Below are 23,371 nucleotides of genomic sequence, written 5' to 3'. Positions count from 1 at the left end.
TTCCCTTAAAATGCGCATTCAAAATAAATGAAGGTTTTTTATGTCTGATTTCTACGAGGATTTCACCAAGCGGCGGACGTTCGCTATTATTTCTCACCCTGATGCTGGTAAAACGACAGTGACAGAAAAGTTGCTGCTGTTTGGAGGGGCAATACAGCTTGCCGGAACTGTAAAAGGGCGCAAAGCCGATCGCCATGCGACTTCTGATTGGATGGCGATGGAGAAAGAGAGAGGAATTTCGATTACAACCTCAGTCATGCAATTTGTTCATAATCAGCATGTTATGAATCTCTTAGATACCCCAGGACATGAGGATTTTTCTGAGGACACTTATCGCACATTGACTGCTGTCGATTCCGCACTCATGGTTATCGACGTAGCGAAAGGTGTCGAGGAGAGAACGATCAAGTTAATGGAAGTGTGCCGTTTACGTGACACGCCTATCATGACCTTCATTAATAAATTGGATCGCGAGGGGCGAGAACCAATTAGCTTGTTAGACGAAGTTGAAACCGTGTTAGGTATTCAATGTGCGCCAATAACTTGGCCAGTTGGCATGGGAAAACGGTTTAAGGGGATTTACCATCTGTATCATGATACCGTTTATTTATATGAGCCAGGTAAAAATGCCCAAAAGCAAGATGCAAAGCAAATTAAAGGCTTAACTAATCCAGAATTGGATGCGTTGTTAGGTGACGCAGCCCAAGAATTACGCAATGAAATTGAATTGGTCAAAGGCGCGTCTCATGAATTCAATTTAGAAGATTATTTAGCTGGAAAGATGACTCCGGTGTACTTTGGATCAGCAATCAATAACTTTGGTATTAAAGAATTATTAGATGATTTCGCGAAATATGCCCCTAGTCCTTTGCCACGCTTAGCAGTTGAACGTAAGGTCAATCCCAACGAAGAAGCTTTTTCGGGATTTGTGTTTAAAATTCAAGCCAACATGGATCCAAAGCATCGTGACCGCATTGCTTTTTTACGTATCTGCTCAGGAACGTTTAAAAAGGGAATGAAGTTAAATCACTTGCGGATAGGCAAAGAAGTGCAAATTTCCAATGCACTGACTTTTATGGCGGGTGATAGGGCGCATGCTGAAATGGCAATGGCAGGAGACATTATCGGATTACATAATCATGGGACTATCCGCATTGGCGATACGTTTACCCAAGGAGAGCATTTAAAATTCACTGGGATACCTAATTTTGCACCAGAGCTCTACCGCTTGGTGCGCTTAAAGGATCCTTTAAAAAGTAAAGCGTTGCTTAAAGGATTAATCGAGTTATCTGAAGAAGGTGCAACGCAGGTATTCCGGCCGCTCAATAGCAACCAGTTGATTTTAGGTGCAGTAGGGATCTTGCAATTTGATGTGGTCGCACACCGCTTAAAGCATGAATACAAGGTGGATTGTATTTATGAAGCGGTTAATATCACTTGTGCACGTTGGGTTTATGCAGAAGATGAGAAATCAATGGCTGAATTCCGTATAAAAGCGCATGACTATTTAGCGCTTGACGGGAGTGACGCGTTAATCTATTTGGCACCGACTAAAGTGAATTTAACCATGGCACAAGAACGTTATCCCAAAATTCACTTTTCCGCAACGCGTGAGCATTGATATTATCCCCACTAAGCGTGGGGTTTTTCAAACCAGATTTTATGATGGCATTACACGCCGATAGATAAATTTCGATCGATTTGTTCCCTTGAGGCTTCAAGGGTGATCAAGGAAGTGTATAAATTTTTATAATATTGTTGAGTTGATGATGCACGTTTATTGATGATGAAAAAGCAAAAATTATAGCAGGTATCCTTGTTGATTATCATATCAACGATCTCGATTAAATGTTGAGTCTGTTCCTTCCAAGCCTCATTCTTTGCTTTAGGAGATTCTATAGCGTCTATGTGTTTTTTGGTTTCAGTAAGTGCATTAAGAATTTCCGCTACACCTTCAGGGACTGTTTTTTCAAGAATTTTTTGCCCATTCCTCATCTTCACTGAAACACCGCCGAAATATTTAACCTCGAATGAAGTAGCGGCAATTTGATTGATGGATTGAGTATAAAATTCTCGATAAAGTCGATTAGCAGCTTCCAGATCAGCGTTTGCTGTTTCTTGTTTTGTATCGACATGAGATAAGAGCATTACGACATTGCTTTCAGTCATGCCCTGGATATATTGAGGAGATTCATAATCAATTGCAGTTTTACTTGGGTCACGCAAACCACATCGGATTATCTCGTTGATCAGTTTCTCTGCCTCAACATCATTCAGTTCAGTAGCATTTCCCTTTGGATCGGAAAGATAGAGAGGAACATAATAATTAAAATACAATGCGGGTAAAATACTGCCTAATCTCGTTGCATCAAAATGCAAGCCATTCATAATTAAAATTGTTGCAACTTTAGCCATTTTTTCGGCAGCACGATCAAGGTATTGTCTAAATGGCTTAACTAAATCAAGTTCACCTGCTTGTGCCGCTGCGAAGGCTGCGCCTCTTTTATTGATATTTAATTTTGTTCCAAACAAATTGTTGCATAAACTTCCTTTACGGCAATAATCACCGCCTTCAGTACCAATAAATAATGCTAACAACTTATGGTTATTCGTAAGCTGAGTATAAAATGAATCAAGGATAGTCTGTTTCAGCTGGAAATCTAATTCTCTATCCGGCAAGCTTAGTGTGAGAGGTTTTGTATTTTGCGGGGAAGCAAAATGTGGATTACCTGCTAAAGCATGCCCGTGGAAAAAATCGCTTTTAGAAATTTCACAGGCTTCTTTGCGAGTAAAACCACTTTCCATTAATAAGGAAGCAGAGACATAATTGTCACCTATATTTTGAGGATTTCGGTAAAAGACATACCCTTTACTTCCTGGAAAAAGTAGATCGCCTAAAGCACCTTGGGGATGACGTGCAACGCCATTTTCCGCCAGGACTGCTTCAATTTCATTTAATAAATCAATCCAAAAAACAGGGTTACTTTCTTGAGAATTTTTATCGAAAATTTGCATATAAATACAAATTTCCTTGCCATCCAGATTTCTATGTCCGGCTAAGTCATTATCGGGATTTACAGTTTTAAAAAAACCAATCTGATGTCTCAATAAAATAGGAATAATTAGGGCTTGGGCTTTATGAATAGTTTCTGCATCATGGGCAACTGAAATATGAACTTTATGTGCATCGGAATGATAGTTTAACCGTCTATTTTTAAATTGAATCCAGTTGCTGTCAAATCCTGTTAAGGCATAGTCTCCGAGTTCAATAGGTGCACGCATTTCTTTCCACAGCCGAACCATAATAAGCTTAATTATAATTAAACAATATTAATAAATTATTAAATTGATTAATATTAAAACAACAAGGCTCCTGCACTGGATTATCAAAACCGTTTTTTTACAGCTAATATCAATGCTCGCCGTTTATCCATGGAATCCTTGCATGTCTGATCTTCGCCTGGATTCTGTAAACTAGTCGCGCATATCGAAAAGAAGAGAGCTGCTATTTGACTCCGCTTTTGTTCTAGACAGAGACAAATGAGAATTGTTTCAAAGAGATATTACCAGTAGTTTTAAACTAGGTTAGAGTCAGCAACTAAAAGAGATTGATTGTGTAGCATTCTCTGTGTTTTCACTTTTTAATTTGAAATTGAAAAAGGTATGACATTCCAAGCCATGGGCTAATTCAATAATACTGTCGGCTTGTTGAAGTTCGACTTCTTTGTATTCGTTGTCACTCTCATCAATCCCCACAAGCGTTTTGTATTGGGAGGTTCTTTCCACCTTTATGGTAAGAGTTCCCGGTAAAGGGAGAAGCTGCACTTCAGGGAGTCTGTCGGCAACAATAACGTGTGCGGCAATTTTACTTATATCATTTGCTACTGTAATTTGATTCTTAAAATTGTCTAAACAAATTTCGACTCCAATAGTTACACCATTGATGGTGATAATATTGCTGTCTTTATGGCCCTTTTTAAAAAAGGCATGCTGACCCAGTTTGCCGCTTGAAAATTCTAAGTCAAAATTTTGATGAGATTACTCTTCCTGTATTTCATAACAGTTGCCTGATGCACAAAATAGATCATGTTTCTGTAGTAGGGTTTTTGATTGTCCTTACTGCTTTTTTGCCAACAAATTATTCCGGGTGCTAGAATTAAGTCGCAATTTTTGGATAATCGAATTAAAGCCTTTTTAAAGTTATTTTTTTGTTCTTGTGAGAAATATCTTTCTTTGCCGCTTTTAGAAAAATCTTTGAATAAATATTCTGGTGCAATAAAAATAGCTTTTATGAATCCTTTGCTTTGTGTTTCTTTAAAATCCTTTTGAGCTAGTTCAATATGTTCCTCCAATTCCTTTAACCGCGCTTCAAAAGGGCTTTCATAAAAGGGTGGAGTTGGTTGAAATAGATATACCTTAAATTGTGTACTGATGGTGGTTGAACCATTATCAGGGTTTATTTTAGCATTATACAAAGACTGCTCGGATAGTTTCTGCGTAAATTATACGCAAAACGGTATGGAAAAACATCACAGTGATGATTACACTATATAAGTCACTTGGCGGGGAGAACATAGCCCTTCTCGCGGATGAGCCGTACAATAGCGTCGACTGCTTCAGGATCATAAAGTTCATTTCGACCACGTAAAAGTTCATTAAGCGCTGCCTCTAAACCTAGGGCAGGACGATAGGGGCGATGAGAAGACATCGATTCTAGAACATCAGCGACGGCAATTATCCGTGCTTCAGGCAGGATTTCATTGCCCATTAGGCCTTGAGGATAGCCACTGCCATTCATGCGTTCGTGGTGTTGTAAAATTGTCTCCGCAACAGGCGCATTAAATTCAATATCTTTTAGAATTTCATATCCTGCCCGCGCATGACCTTTTACGAGCTCCATTTCCATGGCAGAAAGTTTGCCTGGTTTGGAAAGTATTTCTGCAGGTATTGAAACCTTGCCAATATCATGAACAAGTCCAATTAATTCGAGTGCCTCGCAGCGGGCAGGAGGCCAACCCATTTCCTCAGCAATTGCTTTCGCAACCAAACCTACCCGTCGTTCATGGCCTGCAGTATAAGGATCACGCAATTCAACCATATTAGAGACAGCAAGGAAGGTTCCATTAATTGCTTTTTCCAATTGTTTAACATAGCGATTAATCTTGTCTTGGGCTTGCTTTAACTCTGTGACATCCTGAACCATAGTAAGCGCGGCTGGCTTACCATACCAGGTGATTGCTGTGGCGTGCAAACCGAGAATAATCGGTTTGCCATTTTTTCGACGAAACGGAATCTGATAGGAAACACCGACTTGACCGGCTTTAATCTGTTGCCATATCTCAATAACAAGTTTTTTAGTGGGCACATCATTGTTAAGCAAATCTAAGATGTTCTTATCCTGTAATTCTTCTCTACTGTAACCAATGATTTCGAGGAACCGTGGGTTCGTGTAAATGAATTTCTTTTCATCCCTAACAAAAATACCTGTAATGGGCTGTTCAATCATAGCCCGAAAATGATGTTCCCTTTCTTTTAAAGCTTGTTGGTGTCGGTGCAATTCTTCAATTCGCTGACCTAATTCCTTGACTAAGTTTGTCCTTTCTAACTCCAAATATTTTCGATCAGAGATGTCACGAATCACTTGTACCCAAGCATTTGGATAAAATTCAGAAGAAATTGGCGTTAAGCTACATTCTACCCATCCATCATTTTCTCTATTAATTTCTCCCATGAATGGTTCAGTTTTGTTTAATTGCGAACAAATAGGGCATTCGCTTTTAGAAGCGTTGGGATTATGAAAGAGGGTATGGTTCTCTAAGCCAACCAAAGACTCGGGTGTAGAGTGGGTAAACTGAGCGGCAGCAAGGTTAGCAGTTTTAATTTGGCCGCTCGATTCCATAATGATAGTGGGATCTGGAACGGTATCGTAAGTACTGGCTGTTCGTGCCAATACATTAAAAGGTTGTGTTAGGGTTGTGATCACCAAGGCTACATAAATAAACCAGTACGCAACGATTTTAAAGATATGGCCTAAAATATTTTCAATGCCGTACATATCGGCATAGATGGAGAAAAATACCTCTGACAAAGCCATTGCCGATAGCGATAGGATCAAATAATTAAATAAACGAGGAGACATAAGCGCGCGCATTTGCCAATAGCTGAATAGAGTGGATAGCAAGATGAGAATGACAAGCCATTCAGTTATTCTTTTAAACAATGTTAGTCCATGTCTTTCAACATAAGTATCAGGGAAATAGTCATGAAAAATTGCCCAAGAAAGAACAATAATTAAACATGCGAAGCCAATATGAAGAGCATAAGTAGGACAGGTATGGCGTAAAAATATTGGAGAAATTAAAAAGGCTAGTGCTTGAATAAGGCGAGCAGAAACCCAAAATTCGGTGCTCACGTTAGACCCTTGCACGGGAAGCAGATTCATTCCCTTGTACACAAGCATATGAATTAAATCTAAGCTCCCGCACCATCCTGAAGCAATCGCTATAAAAATAATAAAATGATTTTTTGTAAATTGGCTGGTAGTTGTCGCTACTGTCAAAGCAGTGATTACAATAATAATTGAAAAAAGTTCAACTAAAATATGAAAAACAAGGTAATTGGTCTTCATTAATACAAAAATGCTAATCAACACTAAAATAATAGGGGGAAAAAATATTTTCTTTAAATTAGGTTGAATCGGTCCTGTCAAAAGCGCACCTTGTTGACTATCCATAGTTAAATTCGCTAAGAATTGTGTATTATCTAATTAGAGAATAGTTAATTTTTTGCTTATTCGGAATAGGCGGACAATCGTATTTTGCTATCCAAGTTTGAAAAGAGCTTGGTCACAAGCGCAGCGAATAGTGGCTGAGTTTGAATGCAAGATTTTCATTCGCCATTAAGAGCCAATAAAAGAAGTGCTGACAGCACCCCTTTTGATTTAGCAAGAATTCAGTTGGCTAAGGACCGACGTTCTGACCTAAGGCTGGATTTCCTCTAGCAGTTCGCTCAAAGTCGACATTGATTAATGTGACCTGTCTATCTGCCGGCTGACGGATACCCCATGCACCCGCAGTGCCTATATTAGCAATGGCTTGGATATTAAATCTCGTATCACGTATTAATCCGGTATTTAGAATTGCGCTGTTGTTGTTAATTCCCATCGCTTGAATCAACGTTAGATTATTAATACCTGCTTCTCCAACAATATTAAATCTTGAAAGTCCTGAGATACTGAAGTCGCTTGTATCATTTAATGCGATGCCTTGTGCAACCATGACAGGTACAAGGGACGTGTTAGTCGTAGTCGCTGTCGCTCCTAATGTTGAATTAAACATGTCCAATACAGTTCGACCATTTAACTCCATACTAGTTGCAACCATAGGTAGCGGAGCTTGTGCTGGAAAATTTGTAGCTCTCGCAATTACCGCGCTTCTAAGTAGCACAAGATTCGTGTTATTAGCGCGAAGTCCGGTGATTGTTCGTGAGTTGGTGTTTGTCGCAAAAATTGCCGAATCAATGATGCTAACAACATTACGTGCACCATTTTGACTTATTATATCTACGCCTAAGGTATAGGTGTTGGAGTTGCGTGCTGTACCTATATAGTCATTTCTTAGTATGGTTCTTCCTGATATAGTCATTCCAACATTTTGCCTAGGTTGCAAACTGAATAGCTGAAATTCTTGAGAGAAAGGAAGTGCTGAGTCTAGTATTTGATTATCAAGAATAATATTGCTTACTTCGTTATTACCACTTGAATCAAGGCCACCAATCAATTTAGCCCTTTCTTCGCCATAGGCAGGTTTTTTAAAATCAAGCGTGCGACCGTCGATAGATTGTCCTTGATTTAAACGAATTCGCCCGCTTTCTGTAGGGTCTAATAAATAGGTGCCTGTTGCTAAGTCGAGCGTATCAATAGGATCCAGAGCGCTAATGGTATCAATCTCAGACTGGGTCAACCCAGTACTAGTACATGGATGTTCTGCTGTACAATTGCTTAAACCCTTTGCCGCATCAAAGTTTTCCCCGCCTGGTTTAAAAAACCAGATGTGGTCTTTCTCAACCAGATTCGCTCCGTTATCTATCCATGCTCGTTCTGTGGGAATGCTGGTACCTTTATCAAGCGTGCCTAAATTACGGCGAACAGGATCAAGCATCCGTCCTTCCTGCGGGTTAATTGCACCGAACCGCAAACGTACCGTTAACATGAAGGTATTGTCGTGTAAATTATCGTAAGAGTCTTGGGCTAACAGAGTCACACGGTCATTGAATGGGTATTCAACGGTGCCAATGATCCCGCGCATGTCATTCATCTCTTTAAAGTTAAAGTAATAACCGCCTAAAGCCAATCTTAAATTATTTAAGGGCAAAACCCGGTAACCCACCTCCGCATCGATACCTCGGCCGGCGGTTTCGGTATCAACAAACAGATGGTCAAATTGTTTATGTTCTGAAAAACTAACGAAACGATAGTCGCCAACCTCATCTGCCCAGACGCTGCTAAAAATTTTGCTGCGGGAGCCTACCGGGAAATAACCGTTAAGATGGGCATCCCATTGGGCGTTCATACCTTCAATACCCGGATTTAACGAAAAAAAGCGTTTATTGCTTGTTGATTCATTGTGATCAGCAAACACATATCCACCGAAAATATTAGAACCGAAGGTTTGCCGGAAACCGCCCGCGATGCCTCCAAACCAGCTATCATGCCGATAATATTTTCCCTGCAGCCCTCCATACACCATCCCACGCTCACTGCCAAATAGAGGCAACATAAAATCACCTCGACTACCCGCTGTTGTTCCGGCTGTGCCATCACCAAGTAAACGAGCAGGGAGGGGGAAAATGTCGCCAGCACCAAAGCTAGGAAAGATTAAAGCAAATGAGCTAATTGCCAACAGAGTGCGAAGGTATAAGGTCATAAGGTAGTTCTTTTTTTTTAATTATCTAAGAAATATCAATTAAATAAGAAGTTAAGTCAACCCTGATAAAAAAATCCCTTCGCAAAAACCCGAATCCGCTTAATAAAAGTCTAAGGACGGTTTGATTTTACTATGGATGCTCCATTTCTCTTAACTTGAAAGTGGCTAAGCCTAATGTTTGTGATCTAGAAGTTAGAATAGCTAATATTCACTTTTCAATTTTAATAAAACGTCTTAGAGCCTTCTCTCTTATACTCCCATATTGAATATCTAATATGCCGATATAGTTCATTTTTACAGTTGTAAAACAGGGTTGTTCACCTGATTAAAAAAATGGTAATAACTTAATTGAAATTTAATTTGCTCAGGAGAATCTGACACCCCGCAGGCAAGCCTGGGGGTATAGAGTAGATAGTATTGTATGGGGCCAAGATGTTGTTGGGTATGGCTTACACAGAACAATAGGCAGTAACAACGTTTTGACCTCGATTGGTTAATCTTACTTTAGCTCCGGAATCTGCTGAGAGAGTTATCTGCTGTCCTTGATGAACGGTGATTACTATTGGAGGGTCGCCTGCAGAAATAGTTTGCTCGTTTATCTTGCCCGATTTGCTAAGTGCCTCAATAAGGAAATCGTCGCTTGGATCTTCGCTATCAAAAGTACAAGTTGCTGTTACTGACCAGAACCAATAATTAGCAAGTATCTGAGGTTCACCAGGAAAAAACTCATATTTAATGCCAGGTCCTAGCATGTAGACATTCGTCTTTGCGAACACGCTAGCACTGAAAAGGGCACCTGCCCATAACAAACCATAACAAATTTTTCGAAGCATAAAGTCTCCTGGTTAAAAAAAAGCTAAGATACCGTTATTTTGATATCAAGGCAATGAGGGATTTGAGGAGGAAGGCACGCTTCGAGAGAGTAAATGAAAAAGCTACTTTGTTTAAAGTTTAAAAAACCTGACGAAGAATTTGCTTCGTCAGGTTTTGATGGAGCTATATTTCTGTTAAAGCTTTAGCAATTGATTCAGTCATTACTTTTGCATCGCCAAAAAGCATATAAGTATTGTCATGATAGAACAAATCATTTTCTACGCCAGCATAGCCTGGGGAAAGACTTCTCTTCACAAAGAGAATAGTTTTTGCTTTTTCAACCTCAAGCACTGGCATACCGTAGATAGGAGATCCTGGATCAGTTTTTGCGGCTGGGTTAGTAATATCATTTGCTCCAATAACAAAAGCTACATCCGCTGTTGCGAAATCACGATTGATTTCGCTTTGTTCAAAAACACGATCGTAAGGAATATTGGCTTCGGCTAAAAGCACATTCATATGACCTGGCATTCGACCCGCGACAGGATGAATAGCGAAGCGTACACGAATTGAGCGTTTTTCTAGTGCGTCAACGAGCTCTTTTACAGCATGTTGTGCATGGGCAACAGCCATTCCATAGCCTGGGACAATAATGACATCTTTGGCATTAGATAATAAGAAGGCTGCATCTTCGCCATTCGCCTGCCTGATTTGTTGGCCTTCATGGCGGGAGCTACTGCTAGATGAATCCGCTGCATTAATGCCGCCAAAAATGACATTGATAATCGAACGATTCATACCTACACACATGATATAACTCAAAATTGCCCCGCTCGCACCCACCAATGCACCTGTAATGACTAACAAGTGATTACTGAGGGTAAATCCGATACCCGCTGCAGCCCATCCTGAGTAAGAGTTTAACATTGAGATAACAACGGGCATATCAGCACCGCCGATGGGAACAATCAGTAATAGTCCAATTAAAAACGACAGCAAAGCCAAGATACTAAATGCATAGAATGATTGCTTTAAAACAAAGAAAATGAGCAGGGCTAAGATAACCAGCCCTATGATCAAGTTAACAAATTTCTGACCAGTAAAACGAATCGGTTTTCCTGTCATCCACCCTTGCAGTTTCAAAAAGGCAATAATAGACCCCGAAAAAGTAATTGCCCCGATAATCAAGCCTAGGCTCATTTCAATAAGGCTCGCAGTTTCAATATTTCCTGGGGTACCAATATGGAAAGAATGGGGTGATAAAAAAGCACAAAAGGCAACCAACACTGCGGCTAAACCCACGAGTGAGTGAAATCCAGCCACTAATTGTGGAATTGCCGTCATGTTAATTTTAAGAGCGATGAATGTACCGATAGCGCCGCCTGCGAGAATAAGTACAATGAGCAACCAGTGATGACTAACAGAAGGCATCATTAAGGTGGAGATAATGGCAAGAGCCATACCACAAATACCAAGTAAATTACCCCGTCGCGCCGATGAAGGACTGGCAAGCCCTTTAAGGGCTAGAATAAAGCATATTGCTGCAATGAGGTATAAAAATGGAACTGATGATGTCATGTGATATCCGTCCTATAACGCTTAATGTCCTAAACGCCTCACCGGAATGTGGGCGGGTTACATAGTTATTTTTTTGAACTTTTATACATCCGTAACATTCTTTGCGTCACCACAAAGCCGCCAAATATATTTATAGCGGTGATAAAAATGGCCAAACCACCCAGATAAGTGATGGAACCCATCAATTGAGTGCCAGCAGCAATCAACGCACCCAATATGATAATACTAGAGATAGCATTGGTTACCGACATAAGGGGGGTATGCAGGGCAGGTGTTACTTTCCAAACAACGTAGTAACCGACAAAGCAAGCAAGAACAAAGATGGTTAGAATAGCAACATAAGGATTGCCTAGGGTATTGATGCTAGTCATAGCGTTTCCTTAGCCATTTGAAACGGCAAATAATTCCCATCGTGACAAAGTATGGCTTGTTTCACAATTTCATCTTCTTTATTAAAAGCCAATTCAGTGGAGGCACCCACTAACAATGTAACCAAATGCACCAGATTGTTGGCATACAATTCACTTGCTGTTGCCGGGATTAGCCCGGCTAAATTGCTGTAACCGATAATGGTAACTTCGCCCTCCTTGACCACTTTATCGCGCAGGCTCAATTCGCAATTGCCCCCGCGAGAGGTCGCTAAATCAACAATCACAGAACCAGCTTTCATTTGCTCAACGGTTTTTTTTGTAAGTAGTATTGGTGCTCTTTTACCAGGAATAAGCGCAGTTGAGACAATAATGTCAGACTGCTTAGCATATTGGTCAATAAGTTCAGCTTGCATGCGTCTGTATTCTTCACTGGTTTCTGCTGCATATCCGCCACTAGTTTCAGCATCTTGCCCGTCACCCACTTCGATGAACTCAGCGCCTAAGCTTTCAACTTGTTCCTTTGCAGCCCGACGCACATCAAATGCATAAACGACTGCACCTAACCGTTTAGCAGTGGCAATTGCTTGTAAACCAGCCACACCTGCGCCCAAAATGAGTATCTTTGCTGGATGAATCATACCTGCTGCGGTCATCATCATAGGCACTGCACGGTTAAAGTGTGCGACCCCTTCAAGAACCCCGCGATACCCAGCTAAATTGGCTTGGGAAGACAAGCTATCCATGCTTTGCGCCCGACTGATTCGAGGAATCAGGTTCATCGAAAAAATACTCATTTTTTCTTTAGAAGCCCAAGTCAGTAACTCGCTCGATTGATCATTATCGATATGGCCTATCACTAAACTATGCGGAGCTAAGCCTTGAAGATCGGCGGGGGAAGGCTCATTGACACAAACCAGGATTTTTGCATTTTGCAATAATGCATCGCGACTATCAGCCACCTTTGCCCCCACTGCTTCATAATCAGAGTCACTAAAACCAGAAGCGTGGCCAGCATTTTTTTCACAAATCACTTCCAGGCCGAGTTTTAGATAGTGTTTGACTGCATTGGGTGTGATGGCGACACGAGTTTCATTAGAACTGTTCTCATTTAATGCGGCAATGATCATAGAGAAGTATCCATTTCACCTTAGATTTGCTTATCCTATTGTAATCCGGTTGATATTTCTAGCGTTTTTCTATTAATTCTCTATCTCTTTGCTTTGAGGCCTATTTAAATAGGCAAATTGTTGTCTATTTCCCTCACTTGCTATAAAGTACCTGCTACTTAGGTAAGTCCAACAATGAATATGGAAATACTCTGCTTTTGGGCAGGGATGGCTTGTGTTTATACCCGCTCGGCCTATCCTGTGCTTGTTCTGATTTTGAGTCAATTTTTAAACACCAATCGCTCGGCCATTGGATGGTTCTTCTTGGCAGTCCTCTGGGGACTTGTTCATCTATGGTGGGTGAATGATAGAGGAATGCCTGATCTTCGAGTTCTTGCAAATGCTAAGCTGCAAGGAACGGTAATATTGTTGCCGGCCCGAAGCCCCCATAAAACCCAATTTGAATTTGCTGTTACGCAATTAAATAAGCAAAACGTACAGTCTGTGGTTCTGCTCTCTTGCTATCGTCATTGTCCTGATTTTAAACCGGGTCAAATCTGGTCTTTAACCGTAAAACTAAAAAAGCCTGAAAATTTAGCTAATCCGGGCCACTTTGATTTTGTCGGCCAATTAAAGTCTCGCCATATTTATTGGACAGGCTATATCAAGCAAGCAACCAGGTTGAGTGAGACGGCAAATCCACAATATTTGCTGGCCATCCGCGAGAAACTTGCTGAAACACTAAGTCACTCGGTTACAGAGACTCCTGTTTTAGGTGTTTTACAGGCTTTGACCCTCGGTGTTACGTCGAATGTTGATCAATCCCACTGGGATTTGTTTCGTCGCACGGGGACTACCCACCTGATGGTTATTTCCGGATCGCATATTGGTTTAATCGTTGGGTTTAGTTATTGGCTAATAAAGTGGCTATGGTCCCGTTCTAGTCGATTTTGTTTGTATTGCCCTGCTGCAAAAATTGCAACAGGGATAAGTATAGCGATGGGGTTTACCTACGCCTTATTAGCAGGATTCGCTCCGCCTTCCCAGCGTTCGATATTGGCTTGTTTTTTCTTGTTATTACGTAATTTTTTAAATTATCGGTTTACTGTATGGCAAGCCTGGCGATACGGCTTATTGATAGTTTTGTTGTATGAGCCTCATGCGGTGTTGTTGCCTGGGTTTTATTTATCGTTTATCGCGGTGGCTATTTTAATTTTAATTAATCAACGGGTGGGAGGCAGTGCGATTAAAAAAGCGATAGCTATTCAGGTAGCCTGCCTGTTTGGCTTGATGCCCCTTAGTTTATTTTGGTTTTCTTATGGCTCAATTAATGGATTTATAGCCAATTTTTTGGGTATTCCCTGGGTCGGGTTTTTAATTGTGCCGTTTGCGCTCATTCACCTTTTTTTACTTCAGTGCTTTGATATTCATTTTCTTGTTATTCCTGTTAAAAAATCGATTGAGTGGCTATTGTATTTTTTGCAATGGGTAGATTCATTTTCAATGTTAAATATCGATTTTTCATACACTGAACTGATGTTTCCATTAGCACTGATGTTGGTGATATTTGTTGGCTTATTTATGCCTATTAAAGCAATATTTCCAGCCCTAGTAGTTTTATTTTTTTCTAGCGTGTTTCCCGGCTATCCGCGAATTCAACCAGGGGGTGTAAAAATTGATGTTTTGGATGTTGGACAAGGATTAGCTGTTGTAGTCACTACTGCAAAGCATGTTTTGATTTATGATACAGGTATGAAGTTTTATCAGGGCGGTGATATGGGTAAATTTGCCATCATCCCCTATCTTAATACCTTAGGCATTAAAAAAATCGATAAAGTAATTGTCAGCCATCCTGATTTGGATCATCGTGGAGGCCTATCCTCTCTTGAAGAGAGGTATGGTATTGCAGAGCTTTTGGTCGATAACCCTGCCTTTTATCATCGAGGCAAAACTTGCCATCAATACCCCGCATGGCAATGGGAAGGGGTTTCTTTCCGCTTTCTAGCAGTTGATCAAACGCATAACACTAAAAATAATAATTCTTGCATTTTGCAAATAGAACATTCTGCAGGCAAAGTGCTATTAACAGGCGATATTGAAAAATCAGCTGAAAATTATTTGGTTTCTACCTATGGGGATCAGCTTCGCTCAGATATTTTGCTGGTGCCTCATCATGGTAGTAAAACATCCTCTTCCTTTGCATTTATAAAGCAAGTTCGCCCACAATTCGCGATTATTTCATCGGGTTTTGATAATCGCTATCATTTTCCCCATCAACAGACTTTACGCACGTTCGCCAAACAAAAAATTCCAATTTACAATACAGCACAGTGCGGCATGATTTCTATTGAACTTACCAAAAAAAATAAGCCAATTTCACCAACCTGTTTTAGAAACTCTTTGTATGATTAAACTTCTCATTGACAATAAAATAAACACAATGTACCATCAACCCATCTTTTTCTTCCAGGCTTAAATCATGGTGCGTGTTGTTGCTGGCTTGTTGGGATTTTTGGGACTTCTTATTAGTTTTGCAATAAATGCCGCCAGCACTGAATGCCAACAACATCAATGTGTCGCAGTGGTTGATGCAGGCAGCACGGGATCTCGATTACATATTTATGCCTACGACACTGACCTATCCAATACACCTATCAATATTAAAGAATTGTGGTCTAAAAAGATCAAGCCTGGCATAGCCACGATTGAATCTAATCAAGCAACGGTTGATGCTTACCTGACTATCTTATTTTCAGGTGCACCTGAAGGGAATTTGCCAGTTTATTTTTATGCAACTGCCGGTATGCGTTTACTTCCCGCCCCAAAGCAGAAGCATTTTTATAACTTAGTACAAAATTGGTTTGCCAATCAGTCCCAATGGCAATTAAAAAGCTCTAAAACGATCACTGGCAGCGAGGAAGGGTTATACGGTTGGCTGGCAGTGAATTATAAGTTAGGTACACTTAACACTGAGGGTAAAAATACTGTCGGCACCATGGATATGGGCGGCGCGTCTGTGCAAATTGCTTTCCCTGTTGAGAGAACAGATGGAATAAAGGCTACTGATATTCAGCAGATTGATCTTTATGGGCGCCATTTGCAGCTATTTGTTCACAGCTTTTTGGGGCTTGGTCAAACGGAAGTAACCCATCAATATCTCGACGCGACTTCTTGTTTTGCTAACGAATACGAGTTGCCGAATGGTTCAGCAGCTGAAGGAGAGGCTGCAACTTGTAAGGCAGAAGTGGCATCATTATTAAATGGCGTCCATCGAGTCAATCAAATTGTGCAACCAGCAATTGACGCAAACCCAATAAGCAATTGGTTTGTGATAGGAGGTATGGCCGAGCTTGTTCAATCGCCACCTTTTCAATTCCCTACCAATCAATTCACTAATGAATCGCTGCTTGAACAAGCCAACACTCAAGTTTGTCACCAACCATGGTCGTCTTTAAGCTCACTCTATCCAGGCAATGAATACCTGTATGGCTATTGCCTTTTCCCTGCTTATTATTATGCATTAATGGTCGATGGTTATGGTGTGCCGCCACAACAACCCATCAATTATCTCACCGCAAATCAGGTAGGGGATTGGACTTTAGGGGTGGTGTTTTCCCAGGTAGATAAAGCATAAAAAAGTTAAGGTTAAGGAAAAAATAACTTGTATAATAGAGGCCATTCCTATTTTGGTGTTCCTATTCCCAGGAATATTCATGAAAAAAGCGCCTAAATACACTGAGAGTTTTAATGCTTGGCGGTCAAACAAAGCAGCTATAGAAAGTGCCCAGCTAAAAACTGCTATTGAGATCAGCGACTACATCGAACGAGCAAGCTTCGATAACATTAAAGCTGATCTACAAGATAATCATTCTCCGCGGTTTGAAGAATTTAATCATTATGAAAAGCGCAGTATGGGAACCCTTGCTTTTGCAAGGCTCGCAGTTTTTGAATATTTAGAAAGCTCAAGTAGCACGGAAGAGGAAAGGCAAGTAATTATAAAAATAATACAATCCATAGAAAGCTTATATGAGAACCCCTATAACAATACAAAAGAGAATGTTGAACGATTAGTCAAAGAGTTTGGACGATGGATTAATGAATTTGCTGACAAAAATCCAAATAAAAGGGAAGTAAAAGAGGCATGTAAAGCCATTTATGCCGTACTAAAAATTATTGATATAACCATGACGAGTATACCAAGCTGGATTAAGTTTGCAGCTCGTACTGCCGGCATCAATATTGATGAGCTTCAAGAAAAAATCAGGGAGTTAATTAACACTACTGAAGAAAAAAATAAAATATTAGAGAGACAAACCCAGCTACTAAGCCTTCAAGATTCTTCTTCACCAAAATCCCTCCTTGATTCCCTGTATGCTATTGATTTACAAATAATTAATGATTCCTCGATTTCAATGCTTGAACGTATTGAGACCGTGAGAGAGAGAACAGAAAGGATACCGGATGATCTTTGGTCTCTGAAAGCAGCTATCGATAGTGAACAAATGCTATTAAAGCAAAAGGAAAATGCTGAACTACTCCTGCAAGCGCTTAAACAAAATAATCAAAAGGTTACTGGCAGATTATATATCTTAGAATTTATCAATAAAAACCGTAAAAAATTTGATGACGTTATCACTGCTACCGATAATACGGAGGATAAACGCGATCTGCTGAAAAAAAAAGAGGAACTTGCCCAGCCTTCCCTTTATAGGAAAGCCGTTTCATCCATGCAATATTCAACTAGCCTGCTTACCTCTATACCGGCAAGTGTATTTCGTTATGCGACTCCTAAATTTGCACAAAAAATTTCGAGTTACTTACCCGATACTATTGATAGTGAGACAAAGATAAAACTTGAAATTGTCATCAATACGCATCTTGAAAAAATATCAGACGAGTTAAAAACAGTAAGGGAGAGAATCAAGGACGAAAGCGAAAAAGTGACTTGTGGAGATAAGACGGTTGAACAAGTGATTCAAAATTGCGAATTGGAGGAACTTATTAATGCAGCTCAAGTGCTATCAACATCAAAGTCAGATACAATTCAAACCCTGGTTCAATATAAGGAACTGTGTAGAATAGTTGAAAACGGAAAAAGGGTGCTTATGTTAGCCGCAAATTATGAGGGCGAATTGGAAGCACTCATTAAGAAGCATGACGGTTTTATGGTAAAGCTATCCAATTTCCTCGCCCAATTTTTCTCTGTCTGCAAATCCGAGACGGCGAAAACCTTGGATCGCGCTGGAGAGCTTAAAGAAAACATCCAAAATTTTAAACTAGAATACGGGCCTACTATCCAGGAGGCTCAACAAAAAATAGAAAGCAGTACCCATATCCCTGAAAGAATCAAAGCTGCGGTTATCGAACAATTAAATATAGCAGTAGAAGTTAAACCAACATCCAAAATCACCGATAAACTAGAGTATTTAAGCGCCAAAAAGCACTATGAGTTAGTTGAGAAGGGATTTTTCTGCCTCAAGAAAGTCGCAATTTCATCAGCAAAACCAAGTCAAAAGCAAACAGCAGATATCCTAGCCCTTCAAGTTGCCCCAGCTGTGTAATTCCTATAGCTTCAGAATCTATCTAAAACAACATTTGGATCTTGCACCCAATTCTCTAGCAAGTATATACTGCGCAAGTTCGCCGTTGTAGCTCAGTCGGTAGAGCAATTGATTCGTAATCAATAGGTCCGCGGTTCGATTCCGCGCAACGGCATAGTAGAATCAATATGTTACAGTCTAAAATTAGCCAAATTATAATTCTGAGATTAAAAACGTTCCTCTAAACGTTGGGTCTTTCCCAATTACGGGGGCACTAATCGTTAGCAACAGAGCACCCTAACACGCGTTCTATAATTTTCAAAGTTTTTAAACCGATAAGCTCTACGCTGAATGAGTTTCATTTTTCGATGAAAGCCTTCGGTTATCCCGTTGTTCTTAGTGAATCGGAGCATTCTTGCGACTTCATCTTTCCATCTAAATAAGGTATTTCCTAAGGTTTTCAAAGGTTGAAAAGGACTGTGTCTAAGTTCGTTTATCATTTCTAAGAAACGGGGTAATAAGCGTTTGCACTCTTTAGCGGTGCAATGCTTTTTAGTGAGTAATTGATGTAGTTCTTGCTTAAAATCATAAATGGCAGCAATGGCCGGCTGTTGTTCAAGATAGTGATTACGAAGAGAGAGCCTCTTAGTTGTTAAGTTTTCCGGGTTGGTTTTAAGCGCTGCTAATAAACCTCGCTGATACTTGATGGTTGGGTCAATTTGATGAAAGGTTTGTAAGGTGAGCTGATTAATAAGTCTTATAACATGGAATCTGTCAGCCACGATTTGCGCGTTAGGAAAGTGCTGTTTCACCAGTGCTCGGTAACTCGTGCTTAAATCAATACAAACGACTTTCACCCGCTCTTTACCCTCCAAGTTTTTAAAATAGTCTTTTAAATCAGCTGAAGAACGACCTTTAACAATATCAAATACTTTATGTTTTCTAAGGTCGCAAAGTGTAGTTGCATATCGTTGTTTACGGCTAAAGGAATGTTCATCTATTCCAAGAACAGCTGGACAAGGTGCATTCTTTAGTTCTCGTTCTTGTTCTCGATAGTGCTGCTGATACCAGCGCTCAATGGTTGCTTTGCCTTTGCTATATTGCTTAGCAAGGTCTTTTTGCGATATGCCACGGGTATGGTCATGGAAAACAGCTGCCTGCAAACGCCAAGTTGAACGTTGATACTTATTAATCCCAGGAAACTGTTGATTCCCATAACGCTTACAGCTATTGCAATACAGCTTATAAGCCTTAAAGTGTAACTCGCTTCGTCGGTGGCCAATTAATTCATGCGCCACCCGTCGCATATACGACGCTTTTTTACGAACCTCTTTGCTAGCGCAATGGCCACAACGCGCTTTGCGATTATAAGATAACTCCAAAATTAAGGGTTGATAACCACTTACTTTTTTGATGGTAAATCCAGGTAAATTTAGGATAAGATCATTCTTCGGCACTTTAATCTCCTTTTGACCGTCAAATCAAAGGGTTAGTCTATACTAACTCGATTAAAGTGCCCCCGTTTTTGAGAAAGAGCCGAAATTTTCCTAGGTACCCAGTAAGTTTCTCATATGTTGTTCTTTACTCTTCTTTTTTGGTTGTTGTGGGCATTGTTATTTACAACAATACCCCCAATACAAAAAACCTTAATTTCTTTGCGGGAAGAGGAAGTAATTCTCATTTTCAACTAATCCGATAGATCCTGCAGAGTTAATGATTCGATCGACTCTCGCATTTTTTCCTGTCGCAGATATTAAGAACAAATTATTAATTACCTGAGAAAAGCTATCTAAATTAGCGCCAGATCGAACAAAAGTTGCGTTAATAATACCAATTGCTGCTGTAGGATCACTATTTCCTGGGGACAAAGCACTAATGTTGAAAATGTTTCCAACCACATTCATTGTACTTTGATCTCGCGCGTCAATACCTTCCGCTACCAATAGTCCTCGCCCAGGGGAAGTTACGCTAACATTATAATTCACGTTTTGTGAAGTAAACCTACTCCTTTGTGTGAGTTCAACACCTATACCAGTAGTTCTACTATTATCACCTGGGGTATGTGCCCTTACATTAATTATTGAATTACGAATATCTAAAACTGCATTTCGTGAATCCACCCCTCTTACCGGGACATTCACTCCGCTGGCATTAATTTCACTCCCAATAATTAATGCAGAGGTGGCATTGTTGACTCTAACCCCAGTACTATAACCATTCAGATCATTCGGTGTACCTATGGTGGAATTCACAAGCGAATTATTTCCGCTTAAGGTCATACCAATTCGCTGGGAGGTAACCGTCTGCGGTATATTTTCTTGAGAAAAAGCTAAGGCAGAATAACCGATTTGATTAACCAGGATTATATTACTTATATTACTACCAAACGCATCGATACCACCCACAGCTATTGGTCTTTCATTCCCAAATGCTGGTTTTTTAAAATCAAATGTTCTGCCGTCAAGCGATTGGCCAGGATTCAAACGAATTCGCTCAGTGTCTGATGTATCTAATAAATAATAACCGGTCGCTAAATCAAAGGTATCAATAGGGTCTAAAGAACTAATTGTGTCAACTTCAGACTGCGTTATCTCTGTATTTGTACAAGGTTTCTCCGCTGTGCAATTATTTAAACCTTCGGCAGCATTAAAAGTTTCTCCACCCGGTTTAAAAAACCAGATATGGTCTTTCTCAACAAGATTCGAGCCATTATCAACCCATCCCCGTTCGGTTGGAATGGCTGTACCACTATCCAGCGTGCTCAAATTACGACGGATAGATTCAAGCATGCGTCCTTCGCTTGGATTAATCGCGCCAAAGCGTAATCGTACGGTTAACATAAAGGTATTGTTGTGCAAATTATCGTAAGAATCTTGGGCTAAAACGGTAATTCGATCATTGAACGGGTATTCGATTGTTCCAATGATACCGCGCATATCCTTCATGTCGTGAAAGTTAAAATAATAACCACCTAAGGCTAGTCTTAAATTGTTAAAGGATTGAATACGATAACCTACCTCGGCATCAACTCCTCGGCCTGCCGTTTCTGTATCTACCAAAATATGATCAAACTGTTTATGTCCTGAAAAACTAACAAAGCGGTAATCACCGAGTTCATCGGCCCAGGCGCTGCGAAAGGTTTTGCTGCGGGAACCTATCGGAAAATAGCCATTTAGATGCCCATCCAATTGGGCGCTCATCGCTTCAATACCAGGGTTTAACGACCAGAAATGTTTGTTACTGGTTGACTCACTGCGATCGGCGAATAGATAACCCCCTAAAATATACGGGCCAAAAGTTTGGCGCAAACCACCCGCAATCCCGCTAAACCAGCTATCATGACGATAATATTTTCCCTGCAAATCGCCATAGATTATCCCGCGTTCGCTACCAAATAACGGCACCATTAAGTCACCGCGGGTTCCTGCAGTGGTTCCAGCAGTACCATCGCCCAGTAAACGTGCGGGCAATGGAAAACTATCACCCCCGGCAAAGCCTGATGAACTAAAGAATAGGGAAAAAGATATCAACAGAGCCTGATAATTTAAATTCGTCATAAAATGGAGTTTTTATTATTCAATAAAAAACTTTCTCTTAATTATTGAAGAATGTCAATGAGTTAGCAGTAGCGATAGAATGTGTTACTTAAACATAGAGATGGTTGAGACAATAAAAAATAAATCACGACTCGAGGACAAATTGGGGGAAACTGTATCGGTTTAATTAAGGAGCTTTACAATTCCAATCTGAGGCTTTCATCCGTTTTGAATGCTATATCTACTACACCCCTAGGTTTAAACATAGCTAAAAAATGGTTATACATTTCTGACCTATTTTCACCTCCTGCTGTTGTTAAAAGTAAGTTTTGTCCATATTCTGCTATATCTTCAACGATTCGTTCATGCCGGTAATAAGCTAAAATTGTTCTATTTATTTCAATCTTTCCGTAGCCTTTGTAGAAAAGGGCCTCCTCATGTGGTTTATTCCAAACATTAGCGACACCGCCCCCGATAAACATGAGGTCGCGTTCTTTGGGTGCAATGATAGGATCATCCCAATCCACGATATAAATAGTATTATCATTATTTATCAGTATATTGCCACCATGAATATCCGAATGGCACAGCACAAATTGGGGCGATTCGTTTTGAAGAATCTGAGCTAACTGTTCTGCTCGATCTACCAACCGCCGGATTATCATTATATTTTTTCGCATAAAAGCCAGCAATTTCAGAGCTACCTTGTCTCCATTTGCAGTAGCTTCAACGTGAGTGTAAAGGGTGCGAACAATTTGTCGCCATTTTGATGAAAAGGTTTCTTGCCTGAGCCGCTGCTTGATTGATGGAGGCACATTAATTTCATGAATCTGCTTTAGAGTTTTACCGAGTGTTAGCCATTGCTCATCTGTTAAAGCACGAGTAAAACCATTTTTTCCTTCGATGAATGGATACAAAATAAGAGTAAAGTCACCAATACTTTGAGTTAGATGCCCCTGCATGGTTTTAATTGGAGGGATAATCTGTTTAATTCCAACTTCATGCAATAGTTGCAATAGGGTGATACCAATATCGTGATGGTGGCCACATTTTAGCTTTACAAAATAAGAAGAGTTATCTTGTCCTATTGCTTTATATACAGATGCGTTGCTATCTGCACCCAAAGGAATAATCGTAAACTTAATAATTTTTATGCCGTAATGAGCATGAAGGCAATCAATAATACGTTGAGCTGAAAGGGATTGTTCTACTAGCATAGTGAAAGCCTTGTAATAATAAAATTATAACCTATCGAATTATTTGAAGTAATTTTTTAAATATTCATCAGATCAGGGAGGCAGAAAAGGCGGGATAGTCTAGTATTATAATAGCGATATTTCAGAGTGCAAACAATGCAATATTGACCAAGGAATCAGAATCTAAATTCAGGACAAAATTAGCGATTAATCATGAAAGTAGAAACTAGCTCGCGGCTATTTAAAATCCTTACTATCTGTATTGGAATCATTGTCCTCCTGGTTTTATTAATTAATTTCGTAGTGA

15 protein-coding genes and 1 tRNA gene are annotated in these 23,371 nt (G+C 40.1%); 5 read left to right on the top strand and 11 right to left on the bottom strand.

From position 1 onward, the window contains the following. Positions 1-40: 40 nt before the first annotated feature. Positions 41-1,621, top strand: a complete 1,581-nt coding sequence (locus LMI_RS09380) for a peptide chain release factor 3 (protein WP_045099569.1) — start codon at positions 41-43, stop codon at positions 1,619-1,621. A 50-nt stretch (positions 1,622-1,671) separates the two neighbouring features. Here the strand turns inward: LMI_RS09380 and LMI_RS09375 are convergent, their stop codons facing one another. The 8 genes from LMI_RS09375 to LMI_RS09340 all read right to left on the bottom strand — a co-directional run bounded on the left by LMI_RS09375 (position 1,672) and on the right by LMI_RS09340 (position 12,813). After that, on the bottom strand, positions 1,672-3,303 hold the full coding sequence (locus LMI_RS09375; RefSeq protein WP_143001002.1) for a hypothetical protein: 1,632 nt from the start codon (positions 3,301-3,303) through the stop codon (positions 1,672-1,674). Between the two features lie 713 nt (positions 3,304-4,016). Further along, a complete protein-coding gene (locus tag LMI_RS15640) occupies positions 4,017-4,475 on the bottom strand; it encodes a hypothetical protein (protein WP_231852127.1) in 459 nt (152 codons plus the stop codon). Positions 4,476-4,555: 80 nt separating this feature from the next. Beyond that, positions 4,556-6,733: an MASE3 domain-containing protein gene (locus LMI_RS15115; RefSeq protein WP_045099567.1), complete on the bottom strand. Its 2,178-nt coding sequence runs from the start codon at positions 6,731-6,733 to the stop codon at positions 4,556-4,558. Between the two features lie 226 nt (positions 6,734-6,959). After that, complete coding sequence (locus LMI_RS09360) at positions 6,960-8,924, bottom strand: inverse autotransporter beta-barrel domain-containing protein (RefSeq protein WP_045099566.1); 1,965 nt, start codon at positions 8,922-8,924, stop codon at positions 6,960-6,962. Positions 8,925-9,373: 449 nt separating this feature from the next. Further along, the gene (locus LMI_RS09355) at positions 9,374-9,757 is read right to left on the bottom strand and encodes a hypothetical protein (protein ID WP_045099565.1); all 384 of its coding nucleotides are present in this window, start codon (positions 9,755-9,757) and stop codon (positions 9,374-9,376) included. A 163-nt stretch (positions 9,758-9,920) separates the two neighbouring features. Beyond that, positions 9,921-11,315, bottom strand: coding sequence for an NAD(P)(+) transhydrogenase (Re/Si-specific) subunit beta (locus LMI_RS09350; protein WP_045099564.1), 1,395 nt, complete (start codon positions 11,313-11,315; stop codon positions 9,921-9,923). Between the two features lie 65 nt (positions 11,316-11,380). Beyond that, complete coding sequence (locus LMI_RS09345; protein WP_045099563.1) at positions 11,381-11,686, bottom strand: proton-translocating transhydrogenase family protein; 306 nt, start codon at positions 11,684-11,686, stop codon at positions 11,381-11,383. Next, positions 11,683-12,813, bottom strand: a complete 1,131-nt coding sequence (locus LMI_RS09340) for a Re/Si-specific NAD(P)(+) transhydrogenase subunit alpha (RefSeq protein WP_045099562.1) — start codon at positions 12,811-12,813, stop codon at positions 11,683-11,685. Before LMI_RS09340 ends, LMI_RS09345 begins: the two co-directional genes overlap by 4 nt. A gap of 174 nt (positions 12,814-12,987) precedes the next feature. Here LMI_RS09340 and LMI_RS09335 point away from each other — a divergent pair, with 174 nt between their 5' ends. The 4 genes from LMI_RS09335 (at position 12,988) to LMI_RS09320 (ending at position 18,507) form a co-directional block, all read left to right on the top strand. Then, complete coding sequence (locus tag LMI_RS09335; protein ID WP_052679510.1) at positions 12,988-15,204, top strand: DNA internalization-related competence protein ComEC/Rec2; 2,217 nt, start codon at positions 12,988-12,990, stop codon at positions 15,202-15,204. 67 nt (positions 15,205-15,271) lie between these two features. Next, on the top strand, positions 15,272-16,426 hold the full coding sequence (locus tag LMI_RS09330) for an acetate and sugar kinases/Hsc70/actin family protein (RefSeq protein ID WP_102010552.1): 1,155 nt from the start codon (positions 15,272-15,274) through the stop codon (positions 16,424-16,426). Positions 16,427-16,505: 79 nt separating this feature from the next. Next, positions 16,506-18,353, top strand: coding sequence for a hypothetical protein (locus LMI_RS09325; RefSeq protein WP_045099561.1), 1,848 nt, complete (start codon positions 16,506-16,508; stop codon positions 18,351-18,353). Positions 18,354-18,434: 81 nt separating this feature from the next. Continuing rightward, positions 18,435-18,507, top strand: a tRNA-Thr gene (locus LMI_RS09320). A 106-nt stretch (positions 18,508-18,613) separates the two neighbouring features. Here the strand turns inward: LMI_RS09320 and LMI_RS09315 are convergent. The 3 genes from LMI_RS09315 to LMI_RS09305 form a co-directional block, all read right to left on the bottom strand. Continuing rightward, entirely contained in the window at positions 18,614-19,789 is a 1,176-nt protein-coding gene (locus tag LMI_RS09315) for an ISL3 family transposase (protein ID WP_045099560.1), read from the bottom strand. Positions 19,790-19,978: 189 nt separating this feature from the next. Next, a complete protein-coding gene (locus tag LMI_RS09310) occupies positions 19,979-21,889 on the bottom strand; it encodes an inverse autotransporter beta-barrel domain-containing protein (protein WP_045099559.1) in 1,911 nt (636 codons plus the stop codon). Positions 21,890-22,065: 176 nt separating this feature from the next. After that, complete coding sequence (locus LMI_RS09305) at positions 22,066-23,085, bottom strand: aminoglycoside phosphotransferase family protein (protein ID WP_045099558.1); 1,020 nt, start codon at positions 23,083-23,085, stop codon at positions 22,066-22,068. Positions 23,086-23,371: the final 286 nt, after the last annotated feature.

This window comes from Legionella micdadei, from assembly GCF_000953635.1.
Lineage (GTDB): Bacteria > Pseudomonadota > Gammaproteobacteria > Legionellales > Legionellaceae > Tatlockia > Tatlockia micdadei.
This window is presented reverse-complemented; position numbering and strand designations above follow the sequence as displayed.

Coding starts and splice junctions, on each gene's coding strand:
- LMI_RS09380 (WP_045099569.1), top strand. CDS start 41: ATGTCTGATTTCTACGAGGATTTCACCAAGCGGCGGACGTTCGCTATT.
- LMI_RS09375 (WP_143001002.1), bottom strand. CDS start 3,303: ATGGTTCGGCTGTGGAAAGAAATGCGTGCACCTATTGAACTCGGAGAC.
- LMI_RS15115 (WP_045099567.1), bottom strand. CDS start 6,733: ATGGATAGTCAACAAGGTGCGCTTTTGACAGGACCGATTCAACCTAAT.
- LMI_RS09360 (WP_045099566.1), bottom strand. CDS start 8,924: ATGACCTTATACCTTCGCACTCTGTTGGCAATTAGCTCATTTGCTTTA.
- LMI_RS09355 (WP_045099565.1), bottom strand. CDS start 9,757: ATGCTTCGAAAAATTTGTTATGGTTTGTTATGGGCAGGTGCCCTTTTC.
- LMI_RS09350 (WP_045099564.1), bottom strand. CDS start 11,315: ATGACATCATCAGTTCCATTTTTATACCTCATTGCAGCAATATGCTTT.
- LMI_RS09345 (WP_045099563.1), bottom strand. CDS start 11,686: ATGACTAGCATCAATACCCTAGGCAATCCTTATGTTGCTATTCTAACC.
- LMI_RS09340 (WP_045099562.1), bottom strand. CDS start 12,813: ATGATCATTGCCGCATTAAATGAGAACAGTTCTAATGAAACTCGTGTC.
- LMI_RS09335 (WP_052679510.1), top strand. CDS start 12,988: ATGAATATGGAAATACTCTGCTTTTGGGCAGGGATGGCTTGTGTTTAT.
- LMI_RS09330 (WP_102010552.1), top strand. CDS start 15,272: ATGGTGCGTGTTGTTGCTGGCTTGTTGGGATTTTTGGGACTTCTTATT.
- LMI_RS09325 (WP_045099561.1), top strand. CDS start 16,506: ATGAAAAAAGCGCCTAAATACACTGAGAGTTTTAATGCTTGGCGGTCA.
- LMI_RS09310 (WP_045099559.1), bottom strand. CDS start 21,889: ATGACGAATTTAAATTATCAGGCTCTGTTGATATCTTTTTCCCTATTC.
- LMI_RS09305 (WP_045099558.1), bottom strand. CDS start 23,085: ATGCTAGTAGAACAATCCCTTTCAGCTCAACGTATTATTGATTGCCTT.